A 13,518-nucleotide genomic window follows, 5' to 3' on the forward strand; every position below is an offset into this window, starting at 1 on the left:
AATTAACATGACAGACGCAGAAATTTTTGACAAGACAAAGGAAATTTTGGTTGACCAATTTGATTTGGAAGATGATGAAGTATCATTAACAACTGACTTAACAAATGATATTGATGCTGATTCATTAGATTTGTTTGAAGTTTTGAACCGTGTTGAAGATGACTTTGATATCAAACTTGCCGTGGCAGAAGACATCAAGACAGTTCAAGACTTGGTTGACAAGATCAAGGAACAGTTGGCTGCCTAATTGATGCGGGAAACCGCGTACATACTATAAGTTTAAGGATGAGAGCATGACAGTAAAAACAACAAACCCAATTTTCGAAAAATTAGGCATGAAATACCCTATTGTTGAGGGAGGCATGACGTGGGCTGGAACAGGTGTTTTAGCCGCAGCAGTTTCAGAAGCCGGTGGTCTTGGTATTATTGGTACTGGTTATTGGCATGGAGAAGATGTACGACGCGAAATTAAGCGTGCGAAAGCATTAACTGATAAGCCATTTGGTGTTAATGTGATGCTCTTGAGCCGCCATATCCGTGAAGTATTTGATGTTATTATAGAAGAAAAGGTTGCTGTGGTTGCCACTGGTGCTGGCGATCCATCACCATTTTTGGATGAGTTACATGCAGCAGGCATTATTGTTATGCCAGTTGTACCATCAGTTTCTTTGGCTAAAATGATGGAAAAAAAGGGTGTTGATGCCGTAGTTGCTGAAGGAATGGAATCAGGTGGACATATTGGTATGTTGACAACAATGGCTCTAGTACCTCAAGTAGTTGATGCAGTTGATATTCCAGTGATTGCGGCTGGAGGTATCGGTGATGGACGTGGTGTTGCAGCTGCATTTATGTTAGGCGCTGCTGGCGCTCAAATGGGGACACGCTTTTTAACAGCAGCTGAGTCAGAAGTCCATCCCAATTTTAAAGCTAAGATTCTAAAAGCTAAAGATATCGATACGATCGTAACAGGTAATTTACTTGGCAATCGTGCGCGTGTTTTGAAAAATAAAATGGCGAAGTCTTTTGTTAAAAACGAGGTTAATGAGCTTCAAAAAGAAAAGCCAGATGCCGAAGCAATTGAAAAATTGGAATCTGGTACGCTGAAGCGCGCTGTCCAAGAAGGTGACAAGGACGGCGGAGCCTTTATGGCTGGTCAAATCTCTGGTTTAATTCACGACGAAAAACCAGTGGCTGAAATTTTAGAAGACATTTGGGCACAAGCGACCGACTTAATGGGTGTTGAGAATACAACAAAATAGGACGATAACCCAATTTAATTGGGTTGTTTCTTATAAATATGGTATATGGGGTTTAACATGAAAATTGGTTTATTATTCAGTGGTCAAGGTGCCCAACAAGTGGGCATGGGTTCTGATTTGTATGAAGCTTTGCCGGTATATCGTGAGACAATTGATCAGGCCAGTGCAATATTGGGATATGATTTAGCAGCAGTTGTTCAAGACGAAACCAAGATCTTTCAAACACAGTTTGCGCAACCAGCTATATTGGCAATGAGTGTGGCAATCGCTAACGCATTAGGTGAGCGACTGCCACAACCAGTAGCCAGCTTAGGATTGAGTTTGGGTGAGTATTCAGCGCTGACTGTGGCAGGTGCATTTAGTTTTGAACAAGCTGTTGCTATTATCAAAGATCGTGGCGCTTATATGCAAGCCGTGGGTGACAAAAATCCAGGCAAAATGGTTGCAGTGATGGGAGATGATCAGCAATTGGTTGTTGATGTATTGACGGCAATGCAAGCAGATGGCAAACATGTTTATCCAGCTAACTTTAATACATTCTCTCAATTAGTAATCGGTGGGATTGCCAATGATGTTGATGAAGCGGTTGTCAAGTTGACAGATGCAGGAATTAAACGAACTGTTGAATTACCTGTAACAGGCGCCTTTCACACACCACTTTTGAAAGATGCCGCTTCACAGTTAGCAACGCGATTAGCAGATGAAGCGTTCAATTCATTGCAGTATTCTGTGTATTCTAATACCACAGCAAAACCATTTGAAGTTAATCAGTTACATGATATTTTGACAAAACAAATCACATCACCTACCTACTTTGCTCAAGATATTGAGCAGATGGTAGCTGATGGTGTTGATACATTTATAGAAATTGGGCCGTCAGAAACATTGGTTAAATTTGCTAAAAAAATTGCACCAAAGACAATCAAGCGTTATGCGATTACAGATTTGGCAAGTTTTAATGAAATCAGTGAATTATTGATGAAAGCAGAGGTGTAACATGTCAGACTTTACCGGTAAAACAGTATTGGTTACAGGATCTTCACGGGGAATTGGGTTAGCTATTGCTAAAGCTTTTGATGCTGCAGGGGCTAATTTGATTTTACATGCACGTTCAGAAATTCAAGCGGAAACATTGGCGGAATTTCAACATGATGTTCAAGTTTTACAGTTTGATATTGCCGATGCAACGGCAACTGAAGCAAGCTTAAAAGCCCTTTATAAACAGGAAAACTTTCAAGGAATTGATATTCTAGTCAACAATGCTGGTATTACGAAAGATCAGTTGGCGATGGGCCTAACACCTGAAGATTTTGCGCAAGTTGTGAATGTTAATCTTAATGGTACCTTTAATGTCACGCAGCCAGTATTTAAAAAGATGATTCGCCAGAAACATGGTGTGATTATCAATTTGAGTTCAGTGGTTGGCTTAATGGGTAACATGGGGCAAACTAATTATGCAGCCTCAAAAGCTGGTATTATTGGCTTGACAAAATCTTTGGCTAAAGAAGGCGCAAGACGTCATATTCGCGTTAATGCCATTGCACCTGGTATGATTGTGTCGGATATGACGGCTGCCTTGCCCGAGGCTACTCAAGCTGAGATTCTTAAAAATATCCCGTTGGCGCGGTTTGGACAAGTTGATGAAATCGCACAAACGGCATTGTTTTTAGCCGAAAACGACTACATTACTGGGCAAACAATTACAGTTGATGGCGGTTTATATATATAAACCACGTTATAGTAAATACAGAAAGGAAAGGCGTGTGCGGCAAGTTAACCGTGAGCGCTCAAAATATTATGACACGAGTAGTAGTGACAGGACTTGGCGCAGTAACGCCATTAGGTAACGATACACAATCTTTTTTGGATGGTATCTTCAATGAAAAAATTGGTATTAAGCCAATCACGAAATTTGATGCTTCAGAAACTGGCATCACCGTAGCAGGTCAAGTCGATGGATTTGATCCAGCATTACGTGTTGGTAAAAGAGATGCCCGTAAGATGGACCTATTTGCGCAATATGCCATTGATGCTGCAGACCAAGCTTTGGAAAATGCTGGTTTGAAAACGGACGCTGATGCCGATGTACCAACCACTGTGGCAGATCCAACACGTTTTGGTGTGATTTTGGGAAACGGTATTGGTGGTTTGACAACGATTCAAGAGCAAGTTATCAAAATGCATGATAAAGGGCCACAACGTGTTAGTCCATTATTTGTACCAGAATCAATTCCCAACATGGTTTCTGGAAATGTATCACTACGTTTTGGTGCTAAGGGTATTAACTCAACAATTGTGACCGCTTGTGCTTCCGCAACTAATGCAATTGGTGAAGCCTTCTGGCGTATTCAATCAGGTAAAGCTGATGTGATGTTGACTGGTGGTTCTGAAGCAACTGTTAACGAAATTGGTATTGCCGGTTTCGCAGCTTTGACAGCTTTGTCAAAAGAAGAAGATCCGACACAAGCTTCTAAACCATTTGATAAGAACCGTCATGGCTTCGTTCTAGGTGAAGGTTCTGGTATTTTGGTCATTGAAAGTTTAGAGCATGCACAAGCACGTGGTGCCCATATTTTGGCTGAGCTGGTTGGCTATGGCGCTTCTTCTGACGCTTATCACATGACGTCACCTTCTCCTGATGGTGAAGGTGCTGCACGAGCAATGCGTGATGCGCTAAATGATGCCAATTTAGATGCCAATCAAATTTCTTACATCAATGCACATGGTACAGCTACAGGTGCCAACGATTCTGGCGAAGCGCATGCGATTGCGACAGTATTTGGTGAAAATACGGTGCCTGTATCATCAACTAAGGGAATGACAGGACATTTGTTAGGTGCAGCCGGTGCAATTGAAGCATTGGTTTCTGTTGGGGCATTAACACGTGGTGAATTACCTGTTAACGTTGGTGTTGATGAACAAGATGATGATACAAAAGTGGTTAATTTAGTTGATGTTAATACGAAACATCAAGCACCTGAATATGTACTGAGTGCCAACTATGGTTTTGGCGGACACAATGCTGTCATTGTATTTAAAAAATGGCACGAAGAGGCTTAAAAATGAGTTTAGATATTGAAGAAATCCGACAACTAATTGCTGATTTAGAAAACAGTTCATTACGTGAATTTGAAGTGACTGATGGTGATTTTAATTTGCATTTGTCAAAAAATGAAGCTGCATCAATCATCAATCCAGTTGCAACAACACAAAACGCACCTCAAGCGCCAGCAGCTCCAGTTGATGCGCCACATGCATTGGCACAACCAGAAACAGCAGGTGTTGAAATTGTCGCGCCAATGGTAGGTACGGTTTATTTGCAGCCTAAGCCAGAAGCACCAATGTTTAAACAAGTTGGTGACAAGGTAACAGTTGGCGAAACAGTGGCTGTTATTGAGGCAATGAAGCTAATGACCGAAATTCACAGCGAAGTGTCAGGAACAATCAGTGAAATTTTGGTAGAAAATGAAGAAGTGGTTGATTATAATAAACCACTATACATTGTGAAGCCGGACTAACTGGCATTAGATATACTATAAATGTTTTTGACCATTAAATGATAAGGAGCCAGTCATGACAGTTCTAAATACACAACAAATTCAAGAAATTTTACCGCATCGTTATCCAATGTTAATGTTGGATACAGTTGAGGAATTAGTCCCTGGTGAAAAAGCAGTGGCTATTAAAAATATTAGTGTGAATGAAGAAATTTTTCAAGGACATTTTCCCGGTAACCCAACATTTCCTGGCGCACTGACGGTTGAAGCATTAGCACAAACCGGTGCAGTGGCATTGTTGTCAATGCCTGAATTCAAGGGGAAAACAGCCTATTTTGGTGGGATTAAAAAGGCTCGTTACCGTCAAATGGTGCGTCCTGGGGACCAATTGCGCTTAGAGGTAACACTTGATCGTTTGCGTGGTCCAATTGGTACAGGTAAAGGGATTGCTTGGATTGGGGACAAAAAAGCAACTACTGCTGAACTAACATTTATTATTGGAGAGTAACATGTTTAAAAAAGTGCTTGTTGCTAATCGTGGTGAAATTGCGGTTCGCATCATTCGAACGCTCAAAGAAATGGGGATTGCTTCAGTCGCTATTTACTCGACAGCCGATAAAGATAGTTTACACGTGCAAATCGCTGACGAAGCGATTGCTGTGGGGGGACCGAAACCTAAAGATTCGTACTTAAATATGAAAAATATTTTAAGTGCAGCCCTGCTGTCGGGGGCAGAGGCAATTCATCCAGGATATGGCTTTTTAGCTGAAAATACATTGTTTGCTGAAATGGTTGGCGAAGTTGGTATTAAATGGATTGGTCCTAGGCCAGAAACAATTGAGTTAATGGGTAACAAAGCTAACGCACGTGAAGAAATGCGGCGTGCCGGCGTACCAGTAATTCCGGGTTCAGAGGGATTTATCCGTGATTTTCATGAAGCAAAAACGGTTGCTGATAAAATTGGCTATCCTTTGTTGCTGAAAGCTGCCGCTGGTGGTGGCGGTAAAGGCATGCGTTTTGTTTACGGTGAGGATGAGTTATCAGATAAATTTGATGATGCTCAAAACGAAGCGCGTGCTTCGTTTGGCGATGATCACATGTATATTGAAAAAGTTATGTCACGTGTTCGCCACATTGAAATGCAAGTGTTCCGTGATGAGAATGGTCATGTTGTTTATTTGCCAGAACGAAATTGCTCATTGCAACGCAATAATCAAAAGGTGATTGAAGAATCACCAGCTACAGGTGTAACGCCTGAAATGCGTGCGCATCTTGGCGAAATTGTTACTAAAGCCGCAAAAGCATTGGCGTATGAAAATACTGGAACCATTGAATTTTTGCAAGATCGCGATGGTCATTTCTACTTTATGGAAATGAACACACGTATTCAAGTAGAACATCCAGTTTCTGAAATGGTAACGGGATTAGATTTAATTAAGTTACAAATTCAAGTTGCTGCAGGCTTAGATTTACCGGTGGTTCAAGATGACGTGAGCGTTAAAGGCCACTCTATCGAAGTACGTTTGACGGCTGAGCAGCCAGAAAAACACTTTGCACCTAGTGCTGGAACGATTGATTTTGTTTTTTTGCCAACTGGTGGACCGGGTGTTCGTATTGATTCAGCCTTATTTAATGGCGATAAAATTCAACCATTTTACGATTCTATGATTGGCAAATTAATTGTTAAGGCCGATGATCGTGAAACAGCCATGAGAAAGATTCAACGTGTGGTTGATGAAACTGTTGTACGTGGTGTAGCAACGAGCCGTAATTTTCAAAAAGCTCTGTTAGCTGATCCACAGGTTCAACGTGGCGAATTTGACACACGTTATTTGGAAACTGAATTTTTACCGAGATGGACACAAACATTGCCAGATAATCAATAAAATGACTACCGTATGCGTCTAACGTGTGCGGTATTGTTATAATGGAGAGAAAAATGGATTTATATGAAAATAAAAGTTCGAAGGAAAAAATCAAACGTGATGCGTCTGTGAATGATCGTATTCCAGATGGCCTTTTCCTTGCTTGCCCTTATTGCGGTGCCCAGATGTATAATAAACAACTTGGGGAATTTCGAGTATGTGCAAATTGCGGCTATGGTTTTCGTTTGCAAGCGCGCGAACGTGTCAGTTTGTTAACTGATAGTTTTGAAGAAATGGATGCCGATATTCAAATGACTAATCCAGAATTTCCGGGTTACGCTGAGAAGTTAGCGCGAGCACAATCACAAACAGAGCTAGGTGAATCTGTGCTGACTGGTCTGGCAACAATTCAACAACAAAAAGTAGCATTAGGTGTCATGGATTCATATTTCATGATGGGTTCACTGGGTTCGATGACTGGTGAAAAGATTACGCGTCTCTTTGAATATGCAACATCTCATCGTTTGCCAGTGGTACTATTCACGGCTTCAGGTGGGGCAAGAATGCAAGAGGGAATTCAGTCGTTGATGCAGATGGCCAAAGTCTCTGCTGCTGTTGCGCAACACCAAGAGGCCGGTTTATTGTATCTGGTGGTTTTGACAGATCCAACAACTGGTGGTGTGACGGCTAGTTTTGCCATGCAAGGTGACATTACTTTAGCTGAGCCTCATGCATTGGTAGGTTTTGCAGGCGCTCGCGTGATTGAATCTACAATTCATGAAAAATTACCTAAAGATTTCCAGCGTGTTGAAACATTATTAGAAAATGGTTTTGTGGATCAAATTGTGCCACGTGAGTCGTTGGCACCAATGATTGCTAAAATCGTTAAGTTGCATACAAGTCTAGAGGAATAATATGTCAGCAGATATTTTGAATAGTTTGAAAATTTTCAAGCGTGAATTGACGCCAGCCCAAGTTGTAAAAAAATCTCGAGAAGATCGCTTCATGGCACGTGAAATTATTGATGGTATATTCACTGATTTTGTTGAATTACATGGTGATCGATTGAGCGGGGATGATATGTCGGTTATTGGGGGGATTGCGGCTTTAAATGGTCAGCCAGTGACGATTATTGTCATTGACAAGGGAACTGATATCCATGATAAGTTGAGTAAACGCAATGGTTCGCCAGAGCCTTGGGGCTATCGCAAGGCGCAACGTTTAATGCAGCAAGCGGAACGGTTCCATCGACCAATTATCACGTTTATCAATACACCGGGTGCCTTTCCGGGCAAAGAGGCTGAAGCACAGGGACAAGGCGAAGCGATTGCCAAGTCTATACTTGAATCAATGAAGCTGACGGTGCCAATGATAGCCATTGTCTATGGTGAAGGTGGTTCGGGAGGTGCACTAGCGCTTGCCACTGCTAACCAAGTATGGATGTTTCAAAATGCCACGTATTCTATTTTGTCGCCAGAAGGATTTGCATCAATTCTTTGGAAAGATAGTAAGCGCAGTGATGAAGCTGCCGCCGTTATGGGGCTAACAGCAAAGGATTTGTTTGAAAAAGACATTATTGAGTATATTGTGCCGGAATCACACAATCATCCCCGTGTCTTTAATTTAATCAGAAAAAGACTGGATGATGAAATTAAAGCGCTGAACCAATTAACACCAAGTGAACTGGTCAAGCAGCGACGTGCGCGTTTTAGAGCTTTTTAAGCATGATTGACATTTAACCTGTGTTACAATTAATATAATGACAGTTTATAATAAATTGTTTATTATGTTTTGGGTCTGTTTTTTGGAATTCGACAGGCTGTTTAGAGCATTGGCTGCGTTTCGCCGTCCGGGCGTTAAACGGGCAGACATTTTAACTGCAAAAAACGAAAACTCTTACGCAATCGCTGCTTAAAAACCAGCAATACGTAGCTTAATCTTGGTTTCTGACGTCTGAGATTAGGCCATAAAAGGTCAGATCGCATTGTTGTTTACATCTGGAATGGCAATGTTAAATTTATCAGATTAGTTAATTTGATTAGCCGTGTGTTATGGCGTACAAATTGATGAAATTCAAATGATAGCACTATAAGCGTAGGCGCCAATGTATCGGACGGTTTGGACAGGGGTTCGACTCCCCTCAGATCCACTAGTGTATTTTTTGGTGTTGCACAAGGTTTCAAAAACCTTGATGTAGCGCCTTTTCTTTTGAAATACTGATGGCAGTGTCGATAAAATGACCAAAAATCAATAAGTTGATAGGCGTTTGTATGGCTTTGTCAAAGAAAAAATTAATGATTGTTATTATTGAGTGATTTAGAGGAGAGAAAGATGATGTGGCAGGTGATTTATTGGGTTATTATTGTTTTAATTGTACTAGTTGGCTGTTATTTGGTGTACAGAAGCTACAAGTATAGTGAAATTGAGCTGGTTTGGTGGGATTATTTGCTATATATATCTGTATTTGTATCATGGATTATGGTCGGACAAACAATGGATACTACAGGTTTTGTTTCTCTGGGCACCACTTTGGTAGTACTATGCTTAATGTTAATGACACAAAAGAAAAACCAATAAAAAGTCAAGTACTGAGCGCATTTAGTACTTGACTTTTTGGTAAGCGAAAAAATTATGTTGTATTTTCGGATGCTTTACCATCTTTTTGAGTCGGAGGTGCATTTTGATATATGTTGCTTAGTTCAATTTGAAAGTGATTTTGCCCTTGGTGGGATTAATATCTTGCTGATAAATTATTTTTAGATGGTGATTTGTATTGCCTTTGGCGACTAAATTTCCCGTAATTGAATCGCCTACGCCTAACGTTCCACTATCTATGTCATGATCTACGTTTGGATAGGCTTCTGTTGTATCAGTAAGTTTACCGTTATCATCTAATTGAAAGAAATAAGCATCATAATCAAATTTTTGTTTGCTAAGATTTGTAATCGTGATATTGACCACAACAAGTTGGTTATCAATGCCTAATTTATTAGTAATTGAATCACCTCTAATAGCATTACTATCTTTAAAGTCAAAATTATTGACTCTAAAGTGAATATTTTTATATACTGCCGTTTCGCCAACTTTGACAGTCGACTGTGATGTTAAAAATGATTTAGATTGTGTTTTAACTACTTTTTTGACTGAGTCATTAGTGTTAAAGTGATAAATAACGTATATAAAGGTGATGATTAAAAATATGCCAATCGTGAAAATTTGATGTTTCTTGTTGTATTTTTGTTTATGTCGTCCTTTCATAGTTGCTCCTTGATTTTACGCTAAAACGCATTGAGTTATCTTAATTTCTTGATAGGTTACCAATTTGTGATGAAGGTGATTGAAACGTTGAAAATACTTATTATCGTGACAAATTACATAACTAGTTGATGAATATTTCAAGTTAATAATGTTTTTTCTGTTGTGAGCGTGATTAACGTTGCTTTGCAAACCAGTCATCTTGAAAGATGGCATAGTAATCAATGTCAACCCATTTGCCATCATAAAAAATTTCATCTTTTGTGGTACCTTCCTTGACAAAACCGACCTTTGTGTATGCTTTTACGGCACCAGTATTGAATGGATAGACGGATAACTTGATTTTATGCATATTAAGGTTATTAAAACCATAATCAAGAATCAGTTTCATTGCTTCTGTACCATAGCCTTTGGAACGGTCTTGAGCTTTAGGAAAACCAATCCCCAATTCGCAGGAGTGATTACGAACGCTAATGTCGGTTAGCGTCACATAACCAACCAAATTATCATCATTTGTTTTTCTGATTGTGAACGCCACATTTTCAGAACTGTCAGTGTTTTCTAAAAATATTTTTTCCCAGTCATTAGCTGTGTAAGGATGAATCATATCACTAGTTAATGTGGACAGGAAGTTTTCATCCCATTGCCAGTTTGCTAAGTTTTCACCATCTGTTTCATGATAATGTGATAGTTTTACATTTTTTCCAATAAACATGTTTTAATTCTCCTGTTTTGAATAAAAATTAACATCTATAAAAACTGTTTTCGCACTTGCCTATGATTGCCGTTGTGTCGGACAATGACGTTATAGATTTTTAGACTCTCGTATGAGTGCTAATATTTCTTTGTTTGCTTCATGCTCAAACAGAAATTCGGCACATTTTATAGCCCCATCGTTAGTTTCTGATAAGCCTAAATTATATGTGAACATAGAAGCATTCATCAGCATAGCAAGCCGCCAAGCCAGACTCACTAAATTTCATGTGACTTAACATCAAACCAGCGTTTTTAACGGTTCTTTTCAATTTTGTTTTCATGTAATATCCCCCTATATCTTTATGTACGCACTCTGTGAGTGCTTTTTTACTTGTATAGTATTAGAGCAGAGTAGCTAAAAAAGGAATCAGTATACTGGACTTCAATAATTTTGTGACCGTCTGTTTCCAATTCAGCTAAAGTACCGTTTAATCTTTCAACGAAACTTTTAGCAGTCCAAAAACCAGTTATAATTTGTGTTTTCATATTTCATCCCCAATAATGCTTTTAACGTGGTTCTGCACGTAAGTTTTATGAGCGCTTTTACAAAATAATAAATTGTCTTATAAGCAAAATAGTTACCCAATTTTTCTATATCTGTTAGTAAACCAGCCGACTAAGCTAAAAATGGTTACAACTAATGAAGTTGCTAAACAAGATACGTAGTATGTTTTGTTTATGCCATAGAATCCAAATTTAATCCCAAAAACGTAGTCAGGATGAAGCAATAAGAAGTACCCAGATATAATGACTAAAATAATTGTTAATATGGAGCAAAATGTGTTTGTTTTCATGATGGAAATGCTTCTAATTGAATCTCTGCTATTATGCACTCTATGAGTGCTTTTTGTTGTCAGTATGTATACAGTTCATTTGCTATTAGATGTTTGAGTCAATTGAAATGAAGACGAATCTATAAACATCAAATCTTCATCATAGTATTGCTGGCCATCATACAGTGATTTGGGTTCACAACCGTATGTTTGAAAACCTAATTTGGTGTACAATTTTTGGGCTGATGTATTTTGGCTTAAAACAGTTAATTTAATAATATTCAGGTCAGGCAGGCTAAAGGCCTTTTTTAATACTTCAATTAGTAACTGGGTTGTTAGTCCTTGCTTACGGTAGTGATTCATGCAGTACACAGAGGTAATTTCTCCCTTGTGTGATTCTTTCAAAGAGTTATCGCGTGTGAACACTGCAATACTAACTAATTTATCGGAATCATATAGTCCCATGACAAAATGTTGTGGTGTCATTGTCACTTTGTTTTTAAAATATTCATTTGGTCTTTTCGTTTCTTCCTCAAGGGTCGAACCGAAGGACAAGGGATCTGTTATTAAAGCTTCGAGCCTAATTGTTTTGTAGGCTAGATAATCCTGGGTATTCAGTGTTTTAATGTGCATTCTTTCTCCCAATCGATTAGTCATCTAACTCAATATCAGGACGGCGTTTAACAATAATCTTTTTATCTAGAGTAATTGAGACACTTTGTTCAAAAAAGCTATTTGAATCAACGGTAGCTACATTTTCACTAACTTTTAACATAATGGGTGGTGCACCAGTATATTGTTCAGAAGTGTTTGCAATAACTACGTTACCTTGTTCATTATCGGTAACGATTGTGTTTTCAGGTGTAATTAGTTGCCAACCATAAGCTACTGTTTGTGTATTAGTTTCTTGACTATCTTTTGACATTGTTTATTTTCCTAACTGTTTTATTGAATGCTTTTAATGTGGTTCTTCACGTACTATTTGATGTTAAGTACCGAACTAATTACCTAAAAAGCGCGATTATTGCGATTAATAGTAATGCTGACACGCCAACCAAAAATAAGTCCCATTTTAAATATGATTTTGAGTGCGTGTTCTTGTATCTATCAACTGCCAGGGCAATCCACAATATAACAAGGAGTATAACTTGAGTTGCAGACAAATATATTGAGGAAGTATTTGTTGAGAGTTTATATAGAAATGTGCCTAAAAATCCTAGTGTGGCAATTGTTCTAAAAAGAGTTGCTTTTGTCATTTTATTATCTGCGCTCCGGTAATCAATGTATGCAGGGAAGCGAGACACAAAGTTGGCTTTCCTGTTAAAATAACTCGTTATTTTTCGTTTCATGTCACTGAGGAAAGATGTGTCTAATTCATAGGGAGCACTTTTTCCATTTGCGAATTTTGGTTCTAAATGTTTTAAACGGTGCGACAGAATTGATGTGAACCCATTTCCATACTGGCCATTGTGCGGGTGTCGTTGCCCACTGACGTTTATTCGGTTCAAATAGGACATCGTCCGGCAGTGATTCAACTAAGTGGCAGAGTTCTGCCACACGTGAGTTTAATAATTCAATCAATTCTGTTAACGAGTAGTTACTGTAAGTTTCATAAAACGAGGTATATAATCCACCTAGATTGTTCCATTTGTAGCCTTTTGCTGGGACATCAACTTTTTTACCTGCTTTCTCATCTTGTTCCCAACTTAATAACGAGGTGAGCCAGCCAAGTTGATATGAAAGATTTTCAGCTGGTGTGCGATCGACTTCTTCAATGCGTTTATCTTTCAAATCATTTGGTATGTCGCTAAATTCATTGATGTATTTTTGATAGTTAGTCTTAATGGCCATAATTAGCTCATCTTTACTAACATATGATTGCATTTTAATACGCTCCTATGTTTTAATTTTTCTAGGCAATAGTTTATTGCGTTGGTTGTAGGTATTGCCACTAATGTTAAATAGTGGAAATTTTTTAATTTTGTCCTGTTGCTAGGTTGATAGTCTCATTATTCTCGTTATTTTAAAATGATTAACAACGCAACGACAGTGCTTGGCTCTTAAGTATTAAAAATTAAACGCTTAGCATGTGGTTTTGCTTTCAACGAAAAGG

General features: G+C 38.9%; 17 protein-coding genes and 1 other RNA gene. 12 read left to right on the forward strand and 6 right to left on the reverse strand.

Features of this window, described 5'->3' with window-relative positions; all coding sequences use genetic code 11:
• Positions 1-7: 7 nt before the first annotated feature.
• The 12 genes from IEU65_RS08885 to IEU65_RS08940 all read left to right on the forward strand — a co-directional run bounded on the left by IEU65_RS08885 (position 8) and on the right by IEU65_RS08940 (position 9,198).
• Positions 8-247: an acyl carrier protein gene (locus IEU65_RS08885; protein ID WP_004913621.1), complete on the forward strand. Its 240-nt coding sequence runs from the start codon at positions 8-10 to the stop codon at positions 245-247.
• A gap of 46 nt (positions 248-293) precedes the next feature.
• Positions 294-1,259 (forward strand): nitronate monooxygenase, encoded by a 966-nt coding sequence (locus tag IEU65_RS08890; RefSeq protein WP_010279492.1) that lies wholly within the window; start codon positions 294-296, stop codon positions 1,257-1,259.
• Positions 1,260-1,316: 57 nt separating this feature from the next.
• Entirely contained in the window at positions 1,317-2,255 is a 939-nt protein-coding gene (locus IEU65_RS08895) for an ACP S-malonyltransferase (protein ID WP_010279496.1), read from the forward strand.
• A 1-nt stretch (position 2,256) separates the two neighbouring features.
• Positions 2,257-2,988, forward strand: a complete 732-nt coding sequence (fabG, locus tag IEU65_RS08900; protein WP_010279498.1) for a 3-oxoacyl-ACP reductase FabG — start codon at positions 2,257-2,259, stop codon at positions 2,986-2,988.
• Positions 2,989-3,056: 68 nt separating this feature from the next.
• The gene (fabF, locus tag IEU65_RS08905) at positions 3,057-4,319 is read left to right on the forward strand and encodes a beta-ketoacyl-ACP synthase II (RefSeq protein WP_031941029.1); all 1,263 of its coding nucleotides are present in this window, start codon (positions 3,057-3,059) and stop codon (positions 4,317-4,319) included.
• A 2-nt stretch (positions 4,320-4,321) separates the two neighbouring features.
• Entirely contained in the window at positions 4,322-4,777 is a 456-nt protein-coding gene (gene accB, locus IEU65_RS08910) for an acetyl-CoA carboxylase biotin carboxyl carrier protein (RefSeq protein WP_010279504.1), read from the forward strand.
• Between the two features lie 55 nt (positions 4,778-4,832).
• The gene (gene fabZ / locus IEU65_RS08915) at positions 4,833-5,264 is read left to right on the forward strand and encodes a 3-hydroxyacyl-ACP dehydratase FabZ (RefSeq protein ID WP_004913636.1); all 432 of its coding nucleotides are present in this window, start codon (positions 4,833-4,835) and stop codon (positions 5,262-5,264) included.
• Position 5,265: 1 nt separating this feature from the next.
• Positions 5,266-6,642 (forward strand): acetyl-CoA carboxylase biotin carboxylase subunit, encoded by a 1,377-nt coding sequence (locus IEU65_RS08920; protein ID WP_010279511.1) that lies wholly within the window; start codon positions 5,266-5,268, stop codon positions 6,640-6,642.
• A 53-nt stretch (positions 6,643-6,695) separates the two neighbouring features.
• Positions 6,696-7,535, forward strand: a complete 840-nt coding sequence (accD, locus tag IEU65_RS08925) for an acetyl-CoA carboxylase, carboxyltransferase subunit beta (RefSeq protein WP_010279514.1) — start codon at positions 6,696-6,698, stop codon at positions 7,533-7,535.
• Position 7,536: 1 nt separating this feature from the next.
• Positions 7,537-8,343: a carboxyltransferase subunit alpha gene (gene accA / locus IEU65_RS08930; RefSeq protein WP_010279518.1), complete on the forward strand. Its 807-nt coding sequence runs from the start codon at positions 7,537-7,539 to the stop codon at positions 8,341-8,343.
• A gap of 71 nt (positions 8,344-8,414) precedes the next feature.
• Positions 8,415-8,773, forward strand: a transfer-messenger RNA (tmRNA) gene (gene ssrA, locus IEU65_RS08935).
• 179 nt (positions 8,774-8,952) lie between these two features.
• Positions 8,953-9,198 (forward strand): hypothetical protein, encoded by a 246-nt coding sequence (locus IEU65_RS08940; RefSeq protein ID WP_010279524.1) that lies wholly within the window; start codon positions 8,953-8,955, stop codon positions 9,196-9,198.
• Positions 9,199-9,315: 117 nt separating this feature from the next.
• Here IEU65_RS08940 and IEU65_RS08945 read toward each other — a convergent pair whose 3' ends face one another.
• The 6 genes from IEU65_RS08945 to IEU65_RS08970 all read right to left on the reverse strand — a co-directional run bounded on the left by IEU65_RS08945 (position 9,316) and on the right by IEU65_RS08970 (position 13,289).
• The gene (locus IEU65_RS08945; RefSeq protein WP_010279528.1) at positions 9,316-9,879 is read right to left on the reverse strand and encodes a DUF4352 domain-containing protein; all 564 of its coding nucleotides are present in this window, start codon (positions 9,877-9,879) and stop codon (positions 9,316-9,318) included.
• A gap of 172 nt (positions 9,880-10,051) precedes the next feature.
• Positions 10,052-10,591 carry a GNAT family N-acetyltransferase gene (locus IEU65_RS08950; protein WP_010279531.1) on the reverse strand — a complete coding sequence of 180 codons (540 nt, stop codon included), beginning with the start codon at positions 10,589-10,591 and terminating at the stop codon, positions 10,052-10,054.
• A 368-nt stretch (positions 10,592-10,959) separates the two neighbouring features.
• The gene (locus IEU65_RS08955) at positions 10,960-11,118 is read right to left on the reverse strand and encodes a hypothetical protein (protein WP_010279538.1); all 159 of its coding nucleotides are present in this window, start codon (positions 11,116-11,118) and stop codon (positions 10,960-10,962) included.
• A 383-nt stretch (positions 11,119-11,501) separates the two neighbouring features.
• Positions 11,502-12,038, reverse strand: coding sequence for a GNAT family N-acetyltransferase (locus IEU65_RS08960; protein WP_010279541.1), 537 nt, complete (start codon positions 12,036-12,038; stop codon positions 11,502-11,504).
• Between the two features lie 16 nt (positions 12,039-12,054).
• The gene (locus tag IEU65_RS08965; RefSeq protein ID WP_010279544.1) at positions 12,055-12,330 is read right to left on the reverse strand and encodes a hypothetical protein; all 276 of its coding nucleotides are present in this window, start codon (positions 12,328-12,330) and stop codon (positions 12,055-12,057) included.
• A 449-nt stretch (positions 12,331-12,779) separates the two neighbouring features.
• Positions 12,780-13,289 carry a ClbS/DfsB family four-helix bundle protein gene (locus IEU65_RS08970; RefSeq protein ID WP_010279551.1) on the reverse strand — a complete coding sequence of 170 codons (510 nt, stop codon included), beginning with the start codon at positions 13,287-13,289 and terminating at the stop codon, positions 12,780-12,782.
• Positions 13,290-13,518 lie beyond the last annotated feature (229 nt).

The organism is Leuconostoc pseudomesenteroides KCTC 3652 (assembly GCF_014634745.1).
Lineage (GTDB): Bacteria > Bacillota > Bacilli > Lactobacillales > Lactobacillaceae > Leuconostoc > Leuconostoc pseudomesenteroides.

Coding starts and splice junctions, on each gene's coding strand:
- IEU65_RS08885 (WP_004913621.1), top strand. CDS start 8: ATGACAGACGCAGAAATTTTTGACAAGACAAAGGAAATTTTGGTTGAC.
- IEU65_RS08890 (WP_010279492.1), top strand. CDS start 294: ATGACAGTAAAAACAACAAACCCAATTTTCGAAAAATTAGGCATGAAA.
- IEU65_RS08895 (WP_010279496.1), top strand. CDS start 1,317: ATGAAAATTGGTTTATTATTCAGTGGTCAAGGTGCCCAACAAGTGGGC.
- fabG (WP_010279498.1), top strand. CDS start 2,257: ATGTCAGACTTTACCGGTAAAACAGTATTGGTTACAGGATCTTCACGG.
- fabF (WP_031941029.1), top strand. CDS start 3,057: ATGACACGAGTAGTAGTGACAGGACTTGGCGCAGTAACGCCATTAGGT.
- accB (WP_010279504.1), top strand. CDS start 4,322: ATGAGTTTAGATATTGAAGAAATCCGACAACTAATTGCTGATTTAGAA.
- fabZ (WP_004913636.1), top strand. CDS start 4,833: ATGACAGTTCTAAATACACAACAAATTCAAGAAATTTTACCGCATCGT.
- IEU65_RS08920 (WP_010279511.1), top strand. CDS start 5,266: ATGTTTAAAAAAGTGCTTGTTGCTAATCGTGGTGAAATTGCGGTTCGC.
- accD (WP_010279514.1), top strand. CDS start 6,696: ATGGATTTATATGAAAATAAAAGTTCGAAGGAAAAAATCAAACGTGAT.
- accA (WP_010279518.1), top strand. CDS start 7,537: ATGTCAGCAGATATTTTGAATAGTTTGAAAATTTTCAAGCGTGAATTG.
- IEU65_RS08940 (WP_010279524.1), top strand. CDS start 8,953: ATGATGTGGCAGGTGATTTATTGGGTTATTATTGTTTTAATTGTACTA.
- IEU65_RS08945 (WP_010279528.1), bottom strand. CDS start 9,879: ATGAAAGGACGACATAAACAAAAATACAACAAGAAACATCAAATTTTC.
- IEU65_RS08950 (WP_010279531.1), bottom strand. CDS start 10,591: ATGTTTATTGGAAAAAATGTAAAACTATCACATTATCATGAAACAGAT.
- IEU65_RS08955 (WP_010279538.1), bottom strand. CDS start 11,118: ATGAAAACACAAATTATAACTGGTTTTTGGACTGCTAAAAGTTTCGTT.
- IEU65_RS08960 (WP_010279541.1), bottom strand. CDS start 12,038: ATGCACATTAAAACACTGAATACCCAGGATTATCTAGCCTACAAAACA.
- IEU65_RS08965 (WP_010279544.1), bottom strand. CDS start 12,330: ATGTCAAAAGATAGTCAAGAAACTAATACACAAACAGTAGCTTATGGT.
- IEU65_RS08970 (WP_010279551.1), bottom strand. CDS start 13,289: ATGCAATCATATGTTAGTAAAGATGAGCTAATTATGGCCATTAAGACT.